The sequence below is a fragment of the Streptomyces sp. CB02058 genome (genome assembly GCF_001905505.1).
Classification (GTDB): Bacteria; Actinomycetota; Actinomycetes; order Streptomycetales; family Streptomycetaceae; genus Streptomyces.
This window is the reverse complement of record NZ_LIPG01000001.1, coordinates 874543-897772: the sequence shown is the minus strand read 5'-3', so window position 1 is coordinate 897772 and position 23230 is coordinate 874543. Positions and strand designations below refer to the sequence as shown.

Sequence of the window (23230 nt, the reverse complement as noted above, 5' to 3'; positions counted from 1 at the left end):
CTCAGGCGAACGGGCAAAGGGACCGGAAAGCCGCGTGGCCGGTGCGGTACGCCGCACCGGCCACCGGCTTCAGTGGGTCACTTGACCTTGATCTGGTCGTAGACCGGGACGCTGAAGGGGTTCAGCGAGACGTTCTCGACCCTGTCCGAGTAGCCGGCGCTGCCGTTCTGGTACCAGAGCGGGATGACGGGCATCTGCTCGACGAGGACCTTCTCCGAGTCCTGGAAGGTGGAGACGGCCTTGGCCTTGTCGCTCTCCGCGTTGGCCTTGTCGACCAGGTCGTCGAACTCCTGGTTGCTCCACTTGCCGTCGTTGGACGGGGCGTTGGTGTAGTAGAGCGGCTGGAGGAAGTTCTGGATCAGCGGGTAGTCCATCTGCCAGCCGGCGCGCCAGGCACCGGTCAGCTTCTGGGTGGAGACCTGGCTGCGGAAGTCGGCGAAGGTGCCGACCGGGCCGCCCACACAGGCCTTGTTGTTGCCCATGACGTTGTTGATGCTGTTGCAGACCGCGTCGACCCACTCCTTGTGGGAGCCGGTGTCGGCGTTGTACGAGATCTTCAGCTGGCCGCCGGGGATGCCGCCGCCCTCCTCGATCAGCTTCTTGGCCTCCGCCTTGTCGTACTCGCAGGGGGAGCCGCAGAGGCCCTCCTTGAAGCCGCCCTCCTCGCCGAGGACGGGCGAGGTCCAGTCGGAGGCGGGGGTGCGGGTCTTCTGGAAGATCTGGTCGGTGATCTGCTGGCGGTTGATCGCCATCGACAGGCCCTGGCGGACCTTGATGGCGCCCGGGGTGTCCCAAGCCTTCTCGTAGAAGGGGAAGGCGAGCGTCTGGATGATGCCGGCCGGGGTGTTGATGTAGCGGTCGCCGAGGTCCGCCTCGACGTTCTTGAGCTGCGAGGCGGGCACGTCGTCGACCAGGTCGAGGTTGCCCGCGGTCAGGTCGGTGTAGGCGGTGTTGTTGTCGGTGTAGACCTTGAGGTCGATGCCACCGTTCTGCGCCTTGTCGTCACCGGGGTAGTCGTCCCATTTGCGCAGGTTCATCGACGAGCCCTTGGCGTACTGGTCGATGGTGTAGGGCCCGTTGCCGATCGGCTTGGAGAGCCAGGCGTCGTGGTCGTCGTAGAAGGCCTGGGGCAGCGGCACGAAGGCCGCGTAGCCGAGGGTGTCGGGCCAGAGCGAGAACTTCTGCGACAGCTTGACCGTGAAGGTCGTGTCGTCGACCACCTTGAGGCCGGAGAGGGTGTCGGCACTGGCCGAGCCCGACTCGGGGTGGACCTTGTCGTAACCGTCGATGTACTGGAAGAAGTAGGCGTTCTTCTGGTTGTTCTTCAGCGCGGCACCGTAGTTCCAGGCGTCCACGAACGACTTCGCGGTGATCTTCTCGCCGTTGCTGAAGGTCCAGTTGTCCTTGATCGTGACGGTGAAGTTCTGCGAGTCCTTCGTGTCGATCTTCTCGGCGATCTCGTTCTGGGCCTCGCCGGTCTTGGGGTCGTAGCGCACGAGCCCCCGGAAGACCATGTCGAGGACCTTGCCACCCTGGACCTCATTCGTGTTCGCGGGCTCCAGCGGGTTCTGCGGGTCGCCCCAGGACGAGCTCACGATCCCGTCGGCGCCACCGCCACCGCCCCCGTCGTCCCCTCCGCCGCATGCCGTGGCCGTCAGGGCGACAGCGACGGCACATGCGGCCCACCTGGCCTGTGTGGCTCCGCGCATGAAGTGCCTCCTAGGGTTCCCTTGAGTGGCTCAATGCCTCATATCACCCCATATGACACTTCGTCGCATGTCGGCCTACGCCGTACGCCGTACGTGGCCCCGGAACGCGAAAACGCCCGGCCCCTCGGGGGCCGGGCGTCCTCGTGGGACCGGTCGGGTGCTACGCCGCGTGAACGACGTCCTTCTCCTCGGCGAAGTGGCAGGCCGACTCGTGCGCGGCGGGCGTGTCCGAGGCCTTGAAGCGCTCGGGGATCGCCAGCAGCGGCACCTCGGTGGCGCACTTCTCCTGGGCCTTCCAGCACCGCGTCCGGAAGCGGCAGCCCGACGGCGGGTTCGCCGGCGACGGGACGTCACCGGAGAGGATGATCCGCTCGCGGCCCTCACGGGCATCGGGGTCCGGCACCGGGACCGCCGACAGCAGCGCCTGGGTGTAGGGGTGCGTCGGGTGGTCGTAGATCTGCGTGTCCGTACCGATCTCGGCCATCTTGCCGAGGTACATGACGCCGACCCGGTCCGAGATGTGCCGGACGATCGACAGGTCGTGCGCGATGAAGAGGTAGGAGAGGTTGAACTCGTCCTGGAGCTTCTCCATCAGGTTGATGACCTGCGCCTGCACCGACACGTCGAGCGCGGAGACCGGCTCGTCGCAGATGATGATCTCCGGGTTGAGCGCGAGGCCGCGGGCGATGCCGATGCGCTGGCGCTGACCGCCGGAGAACTGGTGCGGGTAGCGGTTGATGTACTCCGGGTTCAGACCGACGACGTCCAGGAGGTCCTGCACCTTGCGGCGCCGCTCGCCCTTCGGGGCCACCTCGGGGTGGATCTCGAAGGTCTCCCCGATGATGTCGCCGACCGTCATACGCGGGTTGAGCGAGGTGTACGGGTCCTGGAACACCATCTGGATGTTGCGGCGTACGGCCTTCAGCGCGCGGCCGGACAGCTTGGTGATGTCCTGGCCCTTGTAGAAGACCTCACCCGCGGTGGCCCGCTCCAGCGTCATCAGGAGCTTGGCGACCGTGGACTTGCCACAGCCGGACTCGCCCACGATGCCGAGGGTCTCGCCCTGGTACAGGTCGAACGAGATGCCGTCGACGGCCTTGACCGCGCCGACCTGCTTCTTGAACAGGATGCCCTGGGTCAGCGGGAAGTGCTTGACCAGGTTGCGCACCTGGAGGATCGGCTCCCCCTGCGACACCGGCGCCTCGATGGCGGCGACGGCCTCCGTCTCGGTGGCGGCGTTGACGGTCGCCACCTCGGTGACGTTCGGGGTGGCGTCCACGGGCCCCTTCTCGAGGTCAGCCATGGATCGTCTCCTTCCAGAAGTGGCACGCACTGCCGCGGCCGACGAGCTCGCTGCCGTCCTGCTCGGTGACCGGGCGCAGCGCCGGGATCTCCGTACGGCAGATGTCCTGCGCCATCCCGCAGCGCGGGTTGAAGGCGCAGCCGGAGGGCACGTGCAGCAGGTTGGGCGGCAGGCCCTTGATCGCGTAGAGCTCCTGACCCTTCTGGTCCAGGCGCGGGATCGACTCCAGCAGACCCTTGGTGTACGGGTGCGCCGGGCGCTTGTAGATCTCGTGGACCGGGGCGGTCTCGACGATCCGGCCCGCGTACATCACGGCGATCTTGTCGGCGACGTCGGCGACGACACCGAGGTCGTGGGTGATCAGGATCAGGCCCATGTTGAAGTCGCGCTGGAGCTCCGCGAGCAGGTCCATGACCTGGGCCTGCACGGTCACGTCGAGCGCCGTGGTGGGCTCGTCCGCGATGATCAGATCGGGCTCCAGGGCCAGCGCCATCGCGATCATGATGCGCTGGCGCATACCGCCGGAGAACTGGTGCGGGTAGTCGTTGACCCGCTCCTTCGCCGCCGGGATGCGCACGCGGTCCATCAGTGCGATCGCCTTGGCCTTGGCCTCCTTCTTGGAGAGGCCCTGGTGGACGCGGAACATCTCGCCGAGCTGGTAGCCCACGGAGAGCACCGGGTTCAGCGAGGACAGCGCGTCCTGGAAGATCATCGCGATCTTCTGGCCGCGGATCTGCCGGCGCTCCTCGTTGGACATCTTGAGCATGTCCTGGCCGCGGAAGAGGATCTCGCCCTTCGGGATGCGGCCCGGGGGCATGTCCAGGATGCCCATGATCGCCTGCGCGGTCACGGACTTGCCGGAGCCGGACTCGCCGAGCACGGCGAGGGTCTCGCCCGCGCTGACGCTGTAGTTGACTCCGTTGACGGCCTTGGCGATGCCGTCGCGGGTGTGGAACTCCACGTGCAGGTCGCGGACTTCGAGCAGCGGGCCGCTCTCGTCGTTCGAACCACGCGGAGCAGGAACATCCGCCGTCTTGTCGATGATGGTCATGTACGCCTCCCTCAGCGCAGCTTGGGGTCGAGGGCGTTGCGTACCGCATCGCCGAGCATGATGAACGCCAGGACGGTGATCGACACCATGACCGACGGGATGATCAGCACGAACGCGGCGTTACGCAGCTGCTCCTGGCCGGAGGAGATGTCGACACCCCACGACACGGTCGGCTCGGCGAGACCGATGCCCAGGAAGGACAGGGTGGCCTCCGCCGAGATGTAGCCGCCGAGCGCGATGGTCGCGACGACGATCACCGGGGCGATCGCGTTGGGCAGGATGTGCCGGAGCAGGATGCGGGTGGTCGAGGCGCCGAGCGCCTTGGCCGCCATCACGTAGTCCGCCTGCTTGATCGTCAGGACGGAGCCGCGCGCGACACGGGCGATCTGGGTCCAGCCGAGGAAGGCCAGCGCCAGGATGACGACCCAGATCTTGCGCTCCTCGAACGAGGTCAGGACGACCATCGCGCCGAGGATGAAGGGCACGCCGAAGAAGATGTCGGTGACCCGGGACAGGATCGTGTCGATCCAGCCGCCGAAGTAACCGGCGAGCATGCCGACGACGGTCCCGAGGATCGTGACCAGGGCGGTGACGACGACGGCGACGGTGATCGAGGCCCGTGCGCCGTAGACGACACGCGCGTAGATCGAGCGCCCCTGGATGTCGTACCCGAACCAGTCCTCCTGGAAGAAGTTCCCCCACTTGGGCTTCTGCAGGTAGTGGTGGGCCAGGTCCGCGTAGCGCGGGTCGGCGCCGGTGAACAGGCCGGGTGCTATCGCCATCACCAGGAGGAAGACGATGAGGATCGCCGAGACGACGAACAGCGGGCTGCGCCGCAGGTCGTGCCAGGCGTCCGACCAGAGGCTGCGCGGCTTGCCGACCGGGGCGGCGGCAGCGGGTGCGGCCACGGCCTCGGTCTTCTCCGCGGTGGTTTCCTTGAGCGTCTCAGGCATAACGGATCCTCGGGTCCAGGACCGCGTAAAGCAGGTCGACGACCAGGCTGGCGACGAGATAGACGATGACGATCAGCGTCACGATGCCGACGACGGTGGCGCCTTCGCGGTGCCGGAGCGCGTCGAAGACGTTGTAGCCGACACCCTTGACGTTGAAGATGCCCTCGGTGACGACGGCGCCGCCCAGCAGGGCACCGAGGTCGGTACCGAGGAAGGTGACCACGGGGATCAGCGAGTTGCGCATCAGGTGGACCCCGATGATGCGGCGGCGCGGCAGCCCCTTGGCCACGGCGGTGCGCATGTAGTCGGAGCGCAGGTTCTCGGCGACCGAGGTGCGGGTCAGTCGTGCCACATAGGCGAGCGACAAGGACCCGAGCACGACGGCGGGCAGGATCAGCTCGCTGGATGTCGCTTCCAGACTCACGTTGGGCTGGACCCAGCCGAGCTGGAAGGCGAAGAAGTACTGGCCGAGGAAGCCGAGTACGAACGAGGGAACCGAGATGAGCAGGAGGGTCAGCACGAGCAGACCGCGGTCACGAAGGGTGTCGGCCTTCAGACCCGCGAAGATGCCCATGGAGATACCGACGACGACCGTGAAGATGAAGGCAAACAGGGCCAGCCGGACCGTGATCGGGAACGCTTCCGAGATGATGTCGGCGACCGGCCGACCGCTGGCGATCTGCGTGCCGAAGTCACCCTGGAACAGGTTCACGAGGTAGTTCCAGTACTGATGCCAGAGCGGCAGGTCGAGCCCGAGCTCCTTCTTCATTTCCGCGATCTGCGTGGGGTCCACGGTCTGTTCGCCCGCGAGCGCGCGCACGGGATCGCCGGGCAGCGCGTACATCATGGCGAAGACCAGCAAGGTTGACCCGAGGAAGACCGGGATCATCTGGAGCAGTCGCCGCGCGACGTAACGCCCCATGTTTGCCTCCGATAGGGGATAAAGCAGCCCAGGGGCCGCTCTCCCGATAGGAAGAGCGGCCCCCGGGACCTACTGCCTGGTGTGGGCGGCTGATGGCCGAGTGGGGGCCCTCAGGCGTGTGTTACTTGACGACCGTGACTTCGGTGATGTTGTAGTCACCGTGGAAGTCGATGGTCACGTTGTCGACCGACTTCGAGTAGCCACCGTTGGTCTTGTACTCCCAGAGCGGGATCGCCGGCATCTTCTCGAGGACGAGCTTCTCGGCGTCCTGGTAGGCCTTGATCGACTCGTCCAGGGAAGCCGCGTTGTCGCCCTTCTTGAAGGCCGCGTCGACCTCCTTGTCGGAGAACCGGCCGTTGTTGGCCTCGGCGGTGGTGCCGTACAGCTCCCGCATGAAGTTGACGTTCAGCGGGTAGTCGGCCACCCAGCCACCGCGGTACATCGACTTGACCTCGTCGTTGTCACGCGCTTCCAGGTCGGTCTGGAAGTCCGGCTTGGCGTCCGGGATGCAGTCGACCCCGGTCGAGTTGCGGATGGACTCGCAGACCGCGGTCACCCACTCCTTGTGGCCACCGTCGGCGTTGTACTGGATCCAGATCTTGTTGCCCGGAACGCCGCCGCCCTCGGTGACGAGCGCCTTCGCCTTGGCCGCGTCGAACTTGAACACGTCGGTGCCCAGGTCCTGGTTACCGGCGACGCCCGGAGGCGTGAAGCTGGTGGCGGGCTTGCGGGTGCCGTTGAGCACGGTCTTGGTGATCGTGTCACGGTCGATCGCCATCGACAGACCCTGGAGGACCTTCGGGTCGATGTCCTTGAAGGTCTTCGAGTAGAAGGTCGGGACCAGCGACTGGATGGCCGCGTACGGCTCGTCGATCGCGCGGTCGCCGAGGTCCGTCTTGTACTTCGGCAGGTCCTTCGGGCCGACCTGGCGGATCATGTCCAGGTTGCCGGAGAGGAGGTCCTGGTACGCGGCCTCGACGGTCGCGTAGTTCTTGAAGAGGACACCCTTGTTCTTGGCCTTGTTCGGGCCCTGGTAGTCAGGGTTGGCCTTGACCTGGATGAGCTTCTTGTGGTCCCACTTCTCGAAGACGTAGGGACCGTTGCCGACCGGCGCCTGGCCGAACGCCTTGGTGTCCTTGTAGAACACCTCGGGCAGCGGGGCGAAGGTGGTGTAGCCGAGCTTGTACTCGTAGTACGGAACCGGCTTGTTGAGCTCGATCGTGAAGGTGGTGTCGTCGACAGCCTTCAGGCCGGACATCTCCGTGGCCTTCGGGTCACCCTTCTCGGGGTGGACGTCCGCGTAGCCCTTGATGTCCTCGAACCAGAACGCGTTCTGCTGGGCGTTCTTGACGTTCGCGTACCAGTTCCAGGCCTTGATGTAGGACTCGGAAGTGACCGGGGTGCCGTCGTGGAACTTCCAGCCCGCCTTGAGCTTGACCGTCCACGTCTTGTTGTCCGTCGACTTCACGGACTCGGCGTTCGTGTAGACGATGTTGCCGTCCGCGTCGAAGTCGAGCAGCTGCGTGAAGATCGACTGGATGACGTAGCTGCCGAGCGACTCGTTCGTGTCGGCCGGGATCAGCGGCTTCTGCGGCTCGCCGACGTCGATGGAGACGTAGCCCGCGGGCTTGCCCTTCTCCTTCGAGGCCGAGTCGCTGCTGTTGTCATCGTTGCCCCCGCCACAGGCAGTCGCGGCCAGGGCGATGATTGCCGCTCCCGCGACCCACTTGGCGCTCTTGGCACCGCGCATGGGTTTCCTCCTCATGAGTCCACTTTTGACTACAAGAGGGGCACTGGAGTGATCGACCGACACCCCTGACGGCGATCGTTTCAGTGCCCCGAGTGTGCTCGTGAGTCCGCACTCCCCACAGTGCGCCGACCCATTGACCCGAGCTCAATGCAGCCAACTATTAAGGAACACCGGGCTGTAAACCACACTTAAAGGGTCTCGGTTTGACAACATCGAGAAGGGCTGGTTGCCCGAAATCCGGACAAAGTGATCCCAGACAGACACCCCCGAAACGGACCGTTAACACATGTTCCGGAGAGCGACGCACGATATGCGGACACCTCGGTCAGGAAAACGGGTTGACGAAAGGCCCGGACCCCCACAGTGTCTGCGGGGGTCCGGGCCTCATGTCAATGACTCGATCCGACGGTTCGCCGACCAGTTTCGGACGGCTCCGGCGAGTGTCAGCCGTTCTTCGCGCGCGAGGCCGAACGGCCGCGCTGCTTGGCGTCCAGGACGACCTTGCGGATGCGGACGGTCTCCGGGGTCACCTCGATGCACTCGTCGTCGCGGCAGAACTCCAGGGACTGCTCCAGGGAGAGCTTGCGGGCGGGCACCACGTTCTCCGTGGTGTCCGCGGAAGCCGCACGCATGTTGGTGAGCTTCTTCTCCTTGGTGATGTTCACGTCCATGTCGTCGGCGCGGGAGTTCTCGCCGATGATCATGCCCTCGTAGACCTCGGTGCCGGCCTCGGTGAAGATGACACCGCGCTCCTGGAGGTTGACCATCGCGAACGGCGTGACCGAGCCCGCGCGGTCGGCGACCAGCGAGCCGTTGTGACGGGTGCGCAGCTCGCCGAACCACGGCTCGTGGCCCTCGAAGATGGAGTGCGCGATGCCGGTGCCGCGGGTCTGCGTCAGGAACTCCGTACGGAAGCCGATGAGGCCGCGGGAGGGCACGATCCACTCCATGCGGACCCAGCCCGAACCGTGGTTCGTCATCGTCTCCATGCGGCCCTTGCGGGTCGCCATCAGCTGCGTGATGGCGCCGAGGTGCTCCTCGGGCGAGTCGATGGTCATGCGCTCGATCGGCTCGTGCGTCTTGCCGTCAACCTGCTTGGTGACGACCTCCGGCTTGCCGACCGTGAGCTCGAAGCCCTCACGGCGCATCTGCTCGACCAGGATCGCCAGCGCGAGCTCACCACGGCCCTGGACCTCCCAGGCGTCCGGGCGCTCGGTGTCCAGGACGCGCAGCGAGACGTTACCGATGAGCTCGCGGTCCAGACGGTCCTTCACCTGGCGGGCGGTGACCTTGTGGCCCTTGCCGCCCTTGCCGACGAGCGGCGAGGTGTTCGTGCCGATGGTCATCGAGATGGCGGGCTCGTCCACCGTGATCAGCGGGAGGGCGATCGGGTTCTCGGGGTCGGCGAGGGTCTCACCGATCATGATGTCCGGGATACCGGCGATGGCGCAGATGTCGCCCGGGCCCGCCTTCTCGGCCGGCTTGCGGGTGAGCGCCTCGGTCATCAGGAGCTCGGTGATGCGCACGTTGGAGACCGTGCCGTCACGCTTGATCCAGGCGACCGTCTGGCCCTTGCGCAGCTCGCCCTGCTCGACGCGGCAGAGCGCGATACGGCCGAGGAAGTTGTCGGCGTCCAGGTTGGTGACGTGGGCCTGCAGCGGGGCGGCGTCGTCGTACTCCGGCGCGGGGACCGTGGAGAGGATCGTCGTGAAGAAGGGCTCCAGGTTGTCGCTGTCCGCGGGGACGCTGCCGTCCTCCGGCTTGGTCAGCGACGCGACGCCGTCACGGGCGCAGGCGTAGACGATCGGGAACTCGATCTGGTCCTCGTCGGCGTCCAGGTCCAGGAAGAGGTCGTACGTCTCGTCGATGACCTCGGCGATCCGGGAGTCCGGCCGGTCCGTCTTGTTGATGCAGAGGATGACCGGCAGCTTGGCCGTCAGCGCCTTGCGCAGGACGAAGCGGGTCTGGGGCAGCGGGCCCTCGGAGGCGTCGACCAGCAGGACGACCGCGTCCACCATCGACAGACCACGCTCGACCTCGCCGCCGAAGTCGGCGTGGCCGGGGGTGTCGATGATGTTGATCGTGATCGGGTCCCCGCCGTCCTTGGGGTGATACTTCACCGCCGTGTTCTTGGCGAGGATCGTGATGCCCTTCTCACGCTCCAGGTCGTTCGAGTCCATCATGCGTTCGTCGAGGTTCTCGGCGGCGTGCGCGGCGAAGGCGCCGGCCTGCTTGAGCATGGCGTCGACCAGGGTGGTCTTGCCGTGGTCGACGTGGGCGACGATGGCTACGTTACGGATGTCGTGGCGCGTGGGCATGGGTGGCTTGCGCTTCTCTCGGATCGTGGGATCAGGCGTCTCAGTCGGTCTCGAGTCCTCGTACGCCCGCCGGGCGGCACGCCACGGCTAGTCCAATGGTACGGGCCCGACGGGTCCGGGGCTTCCCGGCCCGATCCACAGGGCCTGGCTTCAGCCACTGTTCAGCCGATATTCAGCCGGTATTACGTCATCATCCGGCCGGAGTGCGGACGGACGGCAAGGGGTGTGAGAAGACGAGCAGCCCGGGTCTGGGCGGACACCACCTTGCCCGCCGGCGGCTTCGGCGGGCAAGGGAATTGAGCTGTATCTGAGCTTCGAATATGGCTTTGACCTGCTACTTCTTACGATTCGCGGGGGAACCTGCCGCTTGTCGCGCGGTGAATCCGATGTCCTCGTACCGGGGAGCGGCGAAGCCGAAGGCGCCGATGTTCGCGAGCTTCTTGTCGACGGCGACCAGCTGTGGCCTCTGATACAGCGGAATCGATCCCGCCGCCGCCCAGATCCGTGCGTCGGCCTGCTTCAGGAGGTCCCTGGACTTCGTGGCGTCGAGCTCGGAGACCGCACGGTCGAAGAGCTGGTCGATGTGGTCCGAACCGACCCGGGTGTAGTTCTGCTCGACGAGCAGCGAGCCGTCGGTGGCGGGCTCCGGCTTGGCGAAGATCGGACGGCCGTCGGTCGCCGGGTAGGCGGTGGCGGGCCAGGAGTACAGCGCCATGTCGTAGTCGCCGGACGCGATGTGGTCCTTGAAGTAGCTCTCGTCGGAGACCTTCGTGATCTGGGTGCCGATCCCGATGGAGTCGAGCATCTCGACGATCTTCTCCCCGACGCTGCGCAGCGGCTGCGATCCGGGGCCCGACGGCAGGACGAAGCGCAGGGTCAGCGGCTTGCCGGCCTTGCCGATGCGGGTCTTCGCCGCCGCGGGGGCGGGTGCGGCGGTGCCCGCGGGGGCGTAGGCACCGGCGGCGCCGCCGGGCCGCTTGTCCTGGGCGGTCACCTCGCCGTCACCGGCGGGCCGGTCGCCCGGCTTCTCGTCGCCGACGACGTACGTCCCCTCGTCCCGCGAGGCCGTGCCGTCCTTCTCCGCCTTCTCGGTCTTCTCCGTCTTCTCCGTCTTCTCCGTCTTGTCGGCCGCCTTCTCGTCCTTCCCGGCCTTCTCCCCCGCCTTCTCCTCGGCCTCGGCCTTCTCGCCGGCCTTCTTCTTCTCGGCCTCGCTGCCCGCCTTGGTGTCCTGGGTCCTGCGGACGGCTCCGGCCGGGGTCCATCCCGCGTCGGCCAGGAGCGCCTGCGCCTCCTTGGCGTCCTGGTCGCCGAGCGCTCCGCTGCCGTCCTTGTACGCGGGCTGCCCGGCCAGGGCCAGGTGGCTCCCGGGCGGCTCGGCGGACAGGCCGAGCGGCTTCAGCACGATGTCGGCGAGCTCCTGCCGGTCCAGCGTGCGGGCGATGGCGCGGCGCACCCGGTCGTCGGAGAGGGGCCCGGACTCGCCGTTCAGCGCGAGCTGCGTGTAGGCGGGCTCCAGGGACTTGCGTACGTCGAAACCGCGCAGCGTCTTCTGCTCGGCCGCGTAGACCGCGATGGCTGCCTGGTTCTTCTTCCGGGCGGCGCGTGCCGTCTCCGCGGCCTCCTCGTCCGAACCGTTGGCCAGGGCCCAGGAGCGCAGGGCGGCGGCCGGGGTGATGTCGGCGCCGGGGCCGTGGGCGGGCGGGCCGGCGCTCCCGCTGCGGTAGCGGGCCGCGAGGGCGATGCGGCCGGCGGTCGCGGTGTCGATGTCGGCGACGTCCACCGTGCCCCCGGTCAGCGCGTCCGCCCGGTCCTTGGGCTCGACGGCGCGGAACACCAGGGATTCGAGCTTGGCCTCGTTCCCCCACCAGCGCGGGTTCCGGTCGAGGACGACGGTCCCCTTGCTCTTGTTCACCCCGCGCAGCCGGAAGGGCCCTGCCGTGTTCTTGAGGGTGGTCCTCGCGCCGTCGTTGAAGGTGCCGGGCGAACCCGTCACCTCCTTCGGGTAGAGCGGCGAGAAGAGCGAGCGCCAGTCGGCGTACGGCTTCGAGAAGGTGACGCGGACCTGGAGGTCGTCCTTGCCTCGCTCGATCTTCTCGATCCGCTCGTAGCCCGCGTTGCGCGCGGTCCAGAACGCCGAGTCCTTGCCGCTCAGCGCGCGCCACTGGGCGACGAAGTCCGGGGCGCCGATCTCGCGGCCGTCGCTCCACACGGCCTGCTGGTTCAGCTTGTAGAGGACGACCTGCTTGGGCTCCTGCTCGATGACCTTGGCGGACTCCAGGTAGTCGGGGTTGAGCCTGGGCTCGCCCCTGGCGTCCATCGGGAAGAGGGAGGGCAGCACGGCACCGGCGATGCGCGCGGTCGCCCCGTCGGCGTCGGCCTGGAAGGCGTTGAGGGTGGCGGGCACCGCGTCGATCGCCCAGGTGAGCGTGGAGCCCTCCGCCACCCGGTCCCGGGCGGCCGGGGAGATGTCCTGCGGGACGGCCACCGGGGCGGGGCCCTCGCTGTCCGAGGTGCAGCCCGCCAGTACCGGGATCGTGAGCACACCTGTCGCCAGGAGCGCGACCGAGCGGCGCTTTCGGGCCGTCCCGCGCGGGACGCCGACGTGGGCCATGGCTGATACCTCCGGGGCCGGCCCGGTCCACCCCGTACCGGAATGGACCGGATGATGCGTTCTGGTGGCATTTGCAGTTGATCAGACTGATTCGCTGATCCACTGAACGCACTTTCACGCGCGGGCGGAGGCAGACGCGGCCGGTGGGGCCGCCGACGTCACCCGTGCGGCCCCGCGTCCGGCCCCGGCCGGGAGGTCAGCCCAGCAGCTTCACGATCGCGTCGGTGGTGTCGGTCTCGCCGAGCCTCGGGAAGATCTTCTCGACGCTGTTGCGGTGGGCCTCGCCGTCCATGTCGGTGACGGCGTCCGTGGCGACGGTGACGTGGTAGCCGTGCTCGTGGGCGGCGCGGGCGGTGGACTCGACGCCGATGCTGGTGGCGATGCCGGTCACCACGACCTGCGTGATGCCCCGGCGGCGGAGTTCGAGGTCGAGCGCGGTGCCGTGGAAAGCGCCCCACTGCTGCTTGGTGACGACGGTGTCGCCGTCGAGCGGGCCGAGCTCGGGCACGATCTCGGCCCAGTCGGCGGCGGGCTCCCGGGGCGGGACGCGGCTCTCGTTGCGGCCGGGGGCGCCGCCGGTCACACGGACCAGGAAGACAGGGAGGCCCTTGGCCCGGAAGGCGTCGGCGAGGGTGGCCGAGCGGGCGACGACGCCGTCCGCCGGGTGGGCCGTCGGAAGGGCGACGATGCCCTTCTGCAGGTCGACGACGACGAGTGCCGTACGGGGGTCGAGGACGGTGGCGGTCATGTGCGTGCTCCTTGGGGTGGTGCTGTGCGGGTGCGTGCGCGTGGCGCCGGGTCAGGCCCGGGCGCCCAGGGCGCGGTCGGTGAGGGTCAGGACGGTCAGCAGGACACCGAGGACGACGGCCACGGCCGCCATGAGGTGGAGTCCCGCGTCGCTCGCCGCGTCGGCGTAGGCGAGGGCGATCAGGCTGGAGGCGGTGATGGCGCCGATGTACTGCGCGGTGCGCTGGAGCCCGGCGGCGGCCCCGATGCTCTCGGGGGGCGCGTAGGCCTGGACGGCCGCCTGGTTGCTGGTGCCGACGAGCCCCTGCGGTGCGCCGAAGCAGGCCCCGGCGACGAGCAGTACGGCGAGCGGGGTGTCGCCGGAGAGGAAGCAGAGGAGTCCCGCGCCGGCGGTGAGCAGGACGCACGCGACGGTCAGCGGTCCCCGCAGCCCCTTGGTACGGGCCCCGAGCAGCGAGCAGACGAGCGCGGTGACGGACATCGGCAGCATGAGGAGCCCCGCGTGGCCCGAGGAGTAGCCGCGCACCTCCTCCAGCCACTGCGTGAAGCCGTACATCACGCAGTAGATGAGCAGATAGCTCAGCCCGTGGCGCACGTACGTCCGCAGCAGCGCGCCGTTGCCCGCGAGCATCCGGAGGTCTATGAACGGCTGCGGGGCGCGCAGCTGCCACCTGACCAGGACGGCGGTCAGCACGGCGAAGGGGGCGAGCAGCCACCACTGCGGACGGGCGAGGTCGAGCAGGAAGAAGACCAGCACCGTCAGCGCGGCGGTGAACAGGCCGATGCCCAGCGGGTCGAGCGAGGTCTTCGGCGCGCTCCCGTCGGCGGCCCGCTCGCGCGGCGGGTCGGCGGGGACCCAGAGCAGTGCCGCGCCGAGGGCGAGCAGCGCGATCGGCACGTTGACGGCGAAGATGCCGCGCCAGCCGACGACCGTCACGAGCAGGCCTCCGAGCGCGGGGCCGACGGCGGCGCTGCCGAGGGCGGCGAAGGAGAGCCGGGCGAGCACGGGGCGGGGGGTGGGGCGGCCGAGGCGCCGGGACTCGTCGCGCAGGACGGCCATGGCGGCCGGATAGGCGGCCGAGGTGCCGATGCCGAGCAGCAGCCGGGAGACGATCAGCATGCCGAAGCCGGGGGCGAGGGCGCCGACCAGCCCCGACGCGATCACGACGAGGAGACCGGCCAGGAAGACCTTGCGGGGACCGAGGGTGTCCGCGAGCTTGCCCAGGACGGGCTGGGCGACCGCACTGGCGAGATAGAGGACGGAGATCAGCCACGCGGTGTCGGCGGCCCCGATGCCGAAGGAGTGCCCGATGGACACCAGGGCGGTGGAGATCATCGTGGTGTTGAGCGGGTTGAGCAGGGAGCCCATCAGGAGCGGGGCGGTGAGCCTGACGCCGAATCCGGGGGCCGAGGAGGTCTCCGCCTCCGCCACGGCCGGTCCGGCCGTACGCACTCCGGAGGCGCCCGGCCGGCTCACCTGTCGACCAGGCGGGCGATGAGCTCGGTGGCCTCGGCGAGCGCGCGGCGCTCCGCGCCGTCCAGTTCGCCCGCGATCGCGTCCGCCAGCCAGTTGCGCTTGGCGGCGCGCACCCCTGCCAGGGTGGCGCTCCCCCGCTCGGTGACGGAGACCAGCGACTTGCGGCCGTCGGCCGGATCGGGAGCCCGGCTGACGAACCCCTGGCTCTCCAGCGCGCCGAGTGTCAGCCGCATCGACTGCGGCCGTACGAGCTCGGCGCGGGCCAGTGCCGCCGTGGTGGCGGGCCCGCCGTCCGCGAGCCGGGCCAGGACGGACCGCTGGGAGGGGGTGAGCAGGCTGTCGGCCGATGAGCTCCGGAGCCGCCTGAGCAGCCTGCCGACCACGGCGGAGAGATCGGCGGCCACGCGTTCGGCGCCGGGATCGGGGTCGGCGGGGTGCTGGATCTGAGGGCCCTCGGAGCTGCTGGACATGTGTCCCACCGTAAAGATGGACAGGAAAGCTTGCAAGGCAGCCTGTCTATTTTTCGGCAAACTCGACCGCTCTGGTACGGGGCCTCCGGACGACGCGCGGAGCCGGCCGCTGTTGCCCGCCACCGGGCACGCGATCTAGGGTGAATGCGCTTTCAGAACAGGACGGCTCCCGCAGCGGTGGGTGCCGCGTACGGAACAAGAAGCGGACGGACCATCGAGTGAGCGCCCCCACGGTGTACGACGTCGCCGAGCGGTCGGGCGTCTCGATCGCCACGGTTTCCCGGGTCTACCGCAACCCCGATTCGGTGCGCGCCCAGACGCGCGAGCGGGTCCTCGACGCGGCACGCGAGCTCGGCTACGTACCGAGCGGGAACGCCCGGGGGCTGGCCAGCCGCACCACCGGAGTGCTGGGGCTCTGCTTCCCCGACTACTCCGATCCGGACGCCGAGGCCGACGCGGAGTCCGACAGCGAGGCCGACGACGCGGCGATGCTGTACTCCGACCAGATCATCCGGGGCATGGAACGCGCGGCGCGGCGCCACGGCTACGCCCTGCTGATCGCGGCCTCGCTGGAGGGCGGCCCGGAGAGCCTCGTTGCGAAGGTCGCGGGGCGGGTGGACGGCTTCGCCGTACTGGCGCAGACCGTGCCGACCGGGGATCTCGACGTCATATCGCGCCGGCTGCCCGTGGTGATGCTCGCCGGACCGCGCGAGATCGACCATCTGGACCACATCGTCGTCGCGAACGCGGCGGGGGAACGCGAGCTGACCCGCCATCTGATCGAGGACCACGGACTGCGCAGGCTCGCCTTCGTCGGCGGCGATCCGGAGTCGCCGGACGCCGAGGCCCGGTTCCGCGGCTTCCAGGACGCGTGCCGGGACGCCGGGCTGCCCGTCCCCGGGGCACCGGACCTGCGGACCGGGATGATGATGCGGGCCGAGGGGGCGCGGGCCGTCGAGACGCTGCTCGACCGGGGCGCCGAGCGGCCGGACGCGGTGCTCTTCGCCAACGACCAGATGGCGGTGGGCGCGCTGCGCGCGCTGGAGCGGCGCGGGGTGCGGGTGCCCGAGGACATCGTCGTGACCGGCTTCGACGGAATCCCGCTGAGCCGGATCGTGCGGCCGTCGCTGACGACCGTGCGCCAGCCGATCCGCCTCCTGGGCGAGCAGGCCGTGGAGTTGCTGGTGCAACGCCTGGCCGACCCGGGCCGGGCCCCGGTGTCGCTGGAGCTCCCCGTCACCCTGGCCCGCCGGGCGAGCTGCGGCTGCGGCTGAGCGCGGCACCGCGCGCCCGGCCCCCGGGGGCGCGTGCAGCGCGCCCGGCCTCTTGGCCGCGTACACCTGCCGGGCCCTTCCTCCGGGTGCAGGCGGCGGTGGGCCCGCACGGACTCGCCGCTGCCGGCCGCAGGTCAGGGTGAGCCGAGGAAGCGGCCCGCGAAGACCCCGCCCCGGAATCCCGCGAAACAAGCGGAATCGGTCACATCCACTTCAATTCCGCAAACAGTGTGCATACGGTGCCACGACGGGGCTTCCAGATGTCGAGCACGTTGCACGAGTGTGACCCAGCACCCTCTTGCGGATTCCCGAGCGACTGTCGCAGAGTGATGTATGCGCTTACAGGCAGCGCATACATTCGGATTGCTCGAGGAGGAGCCCTCCATGTCCCGCACCGCCAGAACCGCCTCCGCCGCCATCACCGTGGCGCTCGCCCTCGGCCTCTCCGCCTGCGGCAGCTCCGGTGGCGACGACGTCGCCGCGGACGCGAAGCAGACGCTCACCGTCTGGGCCATGGGCGCCGAGGGCGAGAAGCTCGCCGAGGTGGCCGAGGTGTACGAGAAGGCCAACCCGAACGTCACCGTCAAGGTGACCCCGGTCGGCTGGGACGTCGCCCACCAGAAGCTCGTCTCCGCCGCCGCGGCCGGCACCATGCCGGACGTGGCGCAGATGGGCGGCAGCTACATGGGGGAGTTCTCCGAGCTCGGTGTCCTGGAGCCGGTCGACACGAAGGTCTTCGACAAGGCGGACTTCTTCCCCGCCGGCTGGAACCAGGGTGAGGTGGACGGCACCGCGTACGGCGTGCCCTGGTACGTCGACACCCGCGTCCTCTACTACCGCACCGACCTCGCGAAGAAGGCCGGCGTCGACAAGGCGCCCGCCGACTGGCAGGAGATGCAGGCGCTGGCCACCGCGTACCAGAAGAAGGCCGGCACCAAGTGGGGCCTGTCCATCCAGCCGAGCGGGCTGGACACGGTGCAGAACTTCTACCCGTTCCTCTACTCCGCCGGCGGCACGATCCTCGACGACGACGGCAAGGCCGCCATCGACAGCCCCGAGGCGGTCGAGGCGCTGAAGGAGTACGGCACGTACTTCGACAAGGGCCTCGCCAACAAGTCGGTGCCGCCGGGCTACGACGTCGTGAAGGACTTCGGCAACGGCCGCGTCCCCATGTTCTTCGGCGGCCCGTGGCACGTCACCCTGCTCGACGAGGGCCAGCCGCAGATCAAGGGCAAGTGGGCCGTGGCCCCCGTCCCGGCGGACAAGTCCTCCGTGTCGATGGCGGGCGGCTCCTCCCTGGTGATCTCCAAGGACAGCGAGCACAAGGCCGCCGCCACGGAGTTCATCAAGTACCTCACCGACACCGAGGGCCAGGCCGACTGGTACGAGCGGACCAAGGACCTCCCCGCGAACACCGCGGCCTGGGAGTCCGGCACGCTCGCCGACGACGCGAACCTCCAGGTCTTCAAGAAGCAGATGGACACCGCCAAGTCCTCCCCCTCCACGGCCACGCTGACGGAGATCACCGACAAGGTCGACCAGGCCATCGCGAAGGTGACACAGGGCAAGGCTTCCGCCGAGGACGCGCTGAAGACCGCGCAGTCCGAGATCGAAGGCCTCGTGAAGTAGGAGCCATGGGCACCACGACCTCAACGGCCGCGCAGCCGGCCACGGTGAAGGACGGTTCCGGGGCGCTCCCGCCCCGGGCGGGCCTGGCCGGATCCGGACCGGGGCGCAGGAAGCGCTCGATGGGCGTACAGAACGCGGCGGGCTGGCTGTTCTCCATGCCCTTCCTCGTCGTGTTCACCGTCTTCATGGCGTTCCCGATCCTCGCCACGCTGCTGATGAGCTTCACCGACTTCGGGCTGCGCAACGTGACGCGCCCCTGGGAAGCGAACTTCATCGGCTTCGAGAACTACACCGAGCTGTTCGGCGACGAGAAGTTCCTCAAGTCGCTCTTCAACACGGCGTACTTCGTCGTGGTGGGCGTCCCGCTCACGATCGCGATCGGGCTGGTCGTCGCCGTACTGCTGAACAACGGCATCGACCGGGCGAGGACCTTCTTCCGGGTCGGTTTCTACGCCCCGGTGGTCACCACCATCGTGGCCGTGGCCGTGGTGTGGCGGTTCGTGCTGGACCCGAGCGACGGGCTGATCGCGGGCCTCTTCTCCGAAGTGGGCCTCACCGCACCGGACTTCCTCGGTTCCGAGGCGCTGGCGATGCCCTCGATGATCGCGATGGCGGTCTGGCGCAACGTCGGTACGGTCATGGTGCTCTTCATCGCGGGCCTTCAGGCCATCCCCACCGAGGTCCGTGAGGCCGCGCGGCTCGACGGCGCCGGGGTGTGGCAGGAGTTCCGGGGGATCACGGTGCCGCTGCTGCGGCCGACGCTCCTCTACGCCACGGTGATCACCACCATCGGCTACCTCAACGTCTTCGAGGAGCCGTTCGTGATGACGCAGGGCGGCCCCTCCGACTCCACGCTGACCGTGTCGCTGAACATGTACCGCGAGGGCTTCAACTTCTTCCACATGGGCTACGCGAGCGCCATGGCGTATGTGCTCTTCGTGGTGATCATGGGCATCACGGTGCTGCAGCTCCGACTGCTGAAGGACAACACCAAATGACCGTCGGCCAAGCACCCGCGCGCACGGCCCCCACGGGCAGGTCCCGGAACCTGAGGCGTCCTCTGGTCTACATCCTGCTCTCGCTGGGCCTGCTGATCATGTCGGCGCCGTTCCTCTGGATGGCCGTGTCGTCCTTCAAGACGACGAGCGACCTCTCGGCCAGCCCGCCGGTGTGGATCCCCACCGAGTGGACCCTGGAGAACTTCCGGCAGCTGCTCGACAAGCTGGACCTGCCGCTCTACTTCATGAACTCCGTGATCGTGGCGGTGCTGGTCACCGTCTCGAACCTGGTCTTCTGCTCGATGCTCGGCTACGCCCTGGCCAAGCTGAGGTTCGTCGGCCGCAACAAGATCTTCGGCGTCGTCCTGGGCGCCCTGATGGTGCCCGGCAACCTGATGCTGCTGCCGCTGTTCGTGCTGATGAGCAAGCTCAAGCTGATCGACTCGTACGCCGGTCTGGTGCTGCCCTTCGCCGCCGGAGCCTTCGGGGTCTTCCTGATGCGGCAGTTCATGCAGTCGATCCCCGACGAGCTGCTGGAAGCGGCCCGGATGGACGGCGCCGGCGAGTGGTACATCTTCTGGCGGATCGTCATGCCGCTGGTGAAGCCCGCGCTCGCGACGCTTTCGATCTTCACCTTCCTCGGCTCCTGGAACAACTTCGTCTGGCCGCTGATCGCGACCAACGACCCGGACAAGTACACCCTCCCGGTCGCCCTGGCCACCTTCGCGACCGACCCCAACAAGGCGGGCGGCTCCAACGGCATGCTGATGGCCGGAGCCTTCCTCGTCGTCCTGCCGGTGCTGATCCTCTTCATCGCCCTGCAGCGGCACTTCACGCAGGGCATCGCCACGGCCGGCATGAAGTAGCCCGCCCGCCCACGTACGCACACGAGGCCGCACCCCGCACCGCGGCCGCACCCCTTCACGCACAGAAAGACACTCCGCGATGACGCACGCCTCCGTCCCGTTCCCCGAAGGCTTCCTGTGGGGCGCCTCCACGGCCGCCCACCAGATCGAGGGCAACAACACCAACAGCGACTGGTGGGTCAAGGAGCACTCCACCGGCACCCACATCCAGGAACCCAGCCTGGACGCCTGCGACAGCTACCACCGCTGGCCCGAGGACATGGACCTGCTGGCGTCCCTCGGCTTCACCGACTACCGCTTCTCCATCGAGTGGGCGCGCATCGAGCCCGCCGAGGGGCAGTTCTCCCGGGCCGAGCTGGCGCACTACCGGCGCATGGTCGAAGGAGCGCACGCCCGCGGTCTGCGCCCGATGGTCACGCTGCACCACTTCACGGTGCCCCAGTGGTTCGAGGCGCGCGGCGGCTGGACGGCCGACGGTGCCGTCGAGCTGTTCGCCCGTTACGTCGCGGCCTGCGCACCGGTGATCTCCGAGGGCGTCAGCCATGTCTGCACGATCAACGAGCCGAACATGATCGCCGTCATGGCCGGGCAGGCGAAGCGCGGCGACATCGGCTTCCCGCCCGCCGGTCTGCCCACCCCGGACGACGAGACCACCGAGGCGGTCATCGCCGCCCACCACGCGGCGGTGAAGGAGGTCCGCGCGCTCGACGCCGGCATCCAGGTCGGCTGGACGATCGCCAACCAGGTCTACCAGGCGCGCCCGGGCGCCGAGGACGTCACCGCCGCCTACCGTCAGCCGCGCGAGGACGTCTTCATCGAGGCCGCCCGCGGCGACGACTGGATCGGCGTCCAGTCCTACACCCGTACGGAGATCGGCGCCGACGGCCCGATCCCCGCGTCCGACGACGTCGAGCGGACGCTGACGCAGTGGGAGTACTACCCCGCCGCCGTCGGACACGCCCTGCGCCACACCGCCGAGGTCATCGGCGCCGGCATGCCGCTGATCGTCACGGAGAACGGCATCGCCACCGCCGACGACGCCCGCCGCGTCGACTACTACACGGGCGCGCTCAACGAAGTTGCCTCCGCGATCGAGGACGGGCTGAACGTCCAGGGCTACCTGGCCTGGAGCGCCCTCGACAACTACGAGTGGGGCTCGTTCAAGCCGACGTTCGGCCTGATCGGCATCGACTGGGAGACGTTCGAGCGGACCGCGCGTCCCTCGGCCGAGTGGCTGGGCTCCCTCGGCCGCACCCGTGAGCTGCCCCGCGACGCCGACTGAGACCGGCCCACGACCGGGACCGCCTGACAGGTCCCTCCGGTCCGGGCACCGTCGGCACCTGACCGCCGTCGGCGCCCGGACCACCACGCGGTACGGGCGCCCGCAACGCAACGCCCCGCACCACGGGCGCCCGTACCGCGCACCACCAGCGCTTTCCCTCACCACGCGGCGCCCTCTTCGCACCACCCGGCGCCGTTCCCGCACCCCCGGCGCCGTTCCCGCACCACCCGCGTCCCGACCCCGGCGTCACTCGCCGCCCGGACCGCGTCCAGGAACTCCGCGTTCCGCTCACCGTGCCAGTCGACGCACCTTCTCCGAGAGGTTTCCGATGGACCGCCGCACGTTCCTCACCGCTGCCGGAACCGGGGCCACCGCCCTGTCGTTCGGAGCCCTCACCGCCGCCCCCGCCGCGGCGGGGCCCGCCGGCCGTTCCGACACCGAGCAGCTCCTGAGCTGGTTCCGTGACACCTACCGCTCGATCGAGGCGATGACGACCGACCTCGGTCTCACCGCCGACAAGATCGATGTCAGCGGCACCGTCCCCGTCGTCTCCCGCCAGACCTCGCCCACCAACATCGGCTGCGGCCTCTGGTCGGCGGTGGCCGCCGAGGGGCTCGGCGTGATCGGCCGCGCCGAGATGCTCCGCACCCTGGAGCGGACCGTGTCCGCCGTCGAGAAGCTGGAGCGCCACCACGGGTTCTGGCTCAACTGGTACGACGCCCACGACGGCTCCGTACTGACCGAGTGGCCCGGCACCGGGGACCCCGTCCGCCCGTTCCTGTCCTCGGTCGACAACGCCTGGCTGGTCACGGGGCTGCGGATCGCGGCCGACGCCGCGCCCTCGCTGCGCCCCCGGGTCGCCCGGCTCCTCTCCACCGCCGACTGGTCGTACTACTACACGCCGTACGACCCGGCCGACCCCGTCGCCGGCCCCGGCCAGCTGCGCGGAGGCTTCTGGACCGACACGCAGGAGCCGACCGCCCACCACTACGGCGCGCTCAACACCGAACCGCGCATGGCAAGTTACCTCGGCATCGCGGACGGCTCCCTCCCCACCGAGCACTACTGGCACCTGCTGCGCACGATGCTGCCCGAGCACGAGCAGGAGCAGCACCCGCAGGGTGCGTACGCCGTGATGGACGGTGTGCGGGTCTGGCAGGGGCACTACACGCACGGCGGGCGGAAGATCGTCCCCACCTGGGGCGGGTCGATGTTCGAGGCGCTGATGGTGCCGCTGTTCGTGCCCGAGCCCGAGTGGTCCCCGCGGTCCTGGGGCCGTAACCACCAGCGCTACGTCCGCAGCCAGATCGAGCACGGTCTGCGGGAGGCGGAGTACGGATACTGGGGCTTCTCCCCGGCCAACGTGCCCGAGGGCGGCTACCAGGAGTACGGCGTGGACGCGCTCGGCATGCAGGTCGACGGCTACGCGTCCAACACCGACCGCACGTACACCACGGACGGCGCACCGCTGCCCGATCCGTCGGCCTTCACCCACGGCGTCGTCACCCCGCACGCCTCGTTCCTCGCGCTGCCGTACGCCCGCCGGGAGGCGCTGGACAATCTGCGGGCACTGGACCGCGACTTCGGGGCGTACCACGAGGGATACGGCTTCCGGGACTCGGTCGACGTCAGCAACGGGCGGGTCAGCGACTTCCATCTGGCCCTCGACCAGGGCATGATCGCGGCGGCGCTGGCGCAGGAGCTCCGGCCCGGACTGCTGCAGCGGCCGTTCCGGACGGGTGGCTTCCGCTCACGCGTGCGCCCGCTGCTGGCCGGGGAACGCTTCAGCATCTGACGGCCATCCGCCGGGTCGCGGGCGGCAGAGGGCGGACATAGCCTCCCACATGTGACGCCGCCTGCGAGCCGTACC

General features: G+C 68.9%; 17 protein-coding genes. 6 read left to right on the top strand and 11 right to left on the bottom strand.

What is annotated here, in order from left to right; genetic code table 11:
• Positions 1-77: 77 nt before the first annotated feature.
• From AMK10_RS04245 to AMK10_RS04195, 11 genes are all read right to left on the bottom strand, one after another.
• On the bottom strand, positions 78-1709 hold the full coding sequence (locus AMK10_RS04245; protein ID WP_073744864.1) for a peptide ABC transporter substrate-binding protein: 1632 nt from the start codon (positions 1707-1709) through the stop codon (positions 78-80).
• Positions 1710-1869: 160 nt separating this feature from the next.
• The gene (locus tag AMK10_RS04240; protein WP_073744862.1) at positions 1870-3012 is read right to left on the bottom strand and encodes an ABC transporter ATP-binding protein; all 1143 of its coding nucleotides are present in this window, start codon (positions 3010-3012) and stop codon (positions 1870-1872) included.
• On the bottom strand, positions 3005-4063 hold the full coding sequence (locus tag AMK10_RS04235) for an ABC transporter ATP-binding protein (protein ID WP_073744860.1): 1059 nt from the start codon (positions 4061-4063) through the stop codon (positions 3005-3007). The genes AMK10_RS04240 and AMK10_RS04235 overlap by 8 nt, the downstream gene beginning before the upstream one ends.
• Positions 4064-4074: 11 nt before the next feature.
• On the bottom strand, positions 4075-5016 hold the full coding sequence (locus tag AMK10_RS04230; protein ID WP_073744858.1) for an ABC transporter permease: 942 nt from the start codon (positions 5014-5016) through the stop codon (positions 4075-4077).
• On the bottom strand, positions 5009-5938 hold the full coding sequence (locus tag AMK10_RS04225; RefSeq protein WP_073744856.1) for an ABC transporter permease: 930 nt from the start codon (positions 5936-5938) through the stop codon (positions 5009-5011). Before AMK10_RS04225 ends, AMK10_RS04230 begins: the two co-directional genes overlap by 8 nt.
• 121 nt (positions 5939-6059) lie before the next feature.
• A complete protein-coding gene (locus AMK10_RS04220; RefSeq protein WP_073744854.1) occupies positions 6060-7688 on the bottom strand; it encodes a peptide ABC transporter substrate-binding protein in 1629 nt (542 codons plus the stop codon).
• A 443-nt stretch (positions 7689-8131) separates the two neighbouring features.
• Entirely contained in the window at positions 8132-10006 is a 1875-nt protein-coding gene (gene typA, locus AMK10_RS04215) for a translational GTPase TypA (RefSeq protein ID WP_073744852.1), read from the bottom strand.
• Between the two features lie 334 nt (positions 10007-10340).
• A complete protein-coding gene (locus AMK10_RS04210) occupies positions 10341-12617 on the bottom strand; it encodes an ABC transporter family substrate-binding protein (protein ID WP_073744850.1) in 2277 nt (758 codons plus the stop codon).
• Between the two features lie 196 nt (positions 12618-12813).
• A complete protein-coding gene (locus AMK10_RS04205) occupies positions 12814-13365 on the bottom strand; it encodes an isochorismatase family protein (RefSeq protein WP_073744848.1) in 552 nt (183 codons plus the stop codon).
• A gap of 51 nt (positions 13366-13416) precedes the next feature.
• On the bottom strand, positions 13417-14817 hold the full coding sequence (locus tag AMK10_RS04200) for an MFS transporter (protein WP_073744846.1): 1401 nt from the start codon (positions 14815-14817) through the stop codon (positions 13417-13419).
• Positions 14818-14837: 20 nt separating this feature from the next.
• Positions 14838-15311: a MarR family winged helix-turn-helix transcriptional regulator gene (locus AMK10_RS04195; RefSeq protein ID WP_073744844.1), complete on the bottom strand. Its 474-nt coding sequence runs from the start codon at positions 15309-15311 to the stop codon at positions 14838-14840.
• Between the two features lie 218 nt (positions 15312-15529).
• Between AMK10_RS04195 and AMK10_RS04190 the strand changes: the two genes are divergently transcribed.
• The 6 genes from AMK10_RS04190 (at position 15530) to AMK10_RS04165 (ending at position 23155) form a co-directional block, all read left to right on the top strand.
• Positions 15530-16585, top strand: coding sequence for a LacI family DNA-binding transcriptional regulator (locus AMK10_RS04190; protein WP_073744842.1), 1056 nt, complete (start codon positions 15530-15532; stop codon positions 16583-16585).
• A gap of 384 nt (positions 16586-16969) precedes the next feature.
• On the top strand, positions 16970-18214 hold the full coding sequence (locus tag AMK10_RS04185; protein ID WP_073744840.1) for a sugar ABC transporter substrate-binding protein: 1245 nt from the start codon (positions 16970-16972) through the stop codon (positions 18212-18214).
• 5 nt (positions 18215-18219) lie between these two features.
• On the top strand, positions 18220-19212 hold the full coding sequence (locus tag AMK10_RS04180; protein WP_073744838.1) for a carbohydrate ABC transporter permease: 993 nt from the start codon (positions 18220-18222) through the stop codon (positions 19210-19212).
• A complete protein-coding gene (locus AMK10_RS04175) occupies positions 19209-20078 on the top strand; it encodes a carbohydrate ABC transporter permease (RefSeq protein WP_073744836.1) in 870 nt (289 codons plus the stop codon). Before AMK10_RS04180 ends, AMK10_RS04175 begins: the two co-directional genes overlap by 4 nt.
• Before the next feature lie 79 nt (positions 20079-20157).
• Positions 20158-21360 (top strand): glycoside hydrolase family 1 protein, encoded by a 1203-nt coding sequence (locus tag AMK10_RS04170; protein WP_073744834.1) that lies wholly within the window; start codon positions 20158-20160, stop codon positions 21358-21360.
• Positions 21361-21688: 328 nt separating this feature from the next.
• Positions 21689-23155 (top strand): glucoamylase family protein, encoded by a 1467-nt coding sequence (locus AMK10_RS04165; RefSeq protein ID WP_073744832.1) that lies wholly within the window; start codon positions 21689-21691, stop codon positions 23153-23155.
• Positions 23156-23230 lie beyond the last annotated feature (75 nt).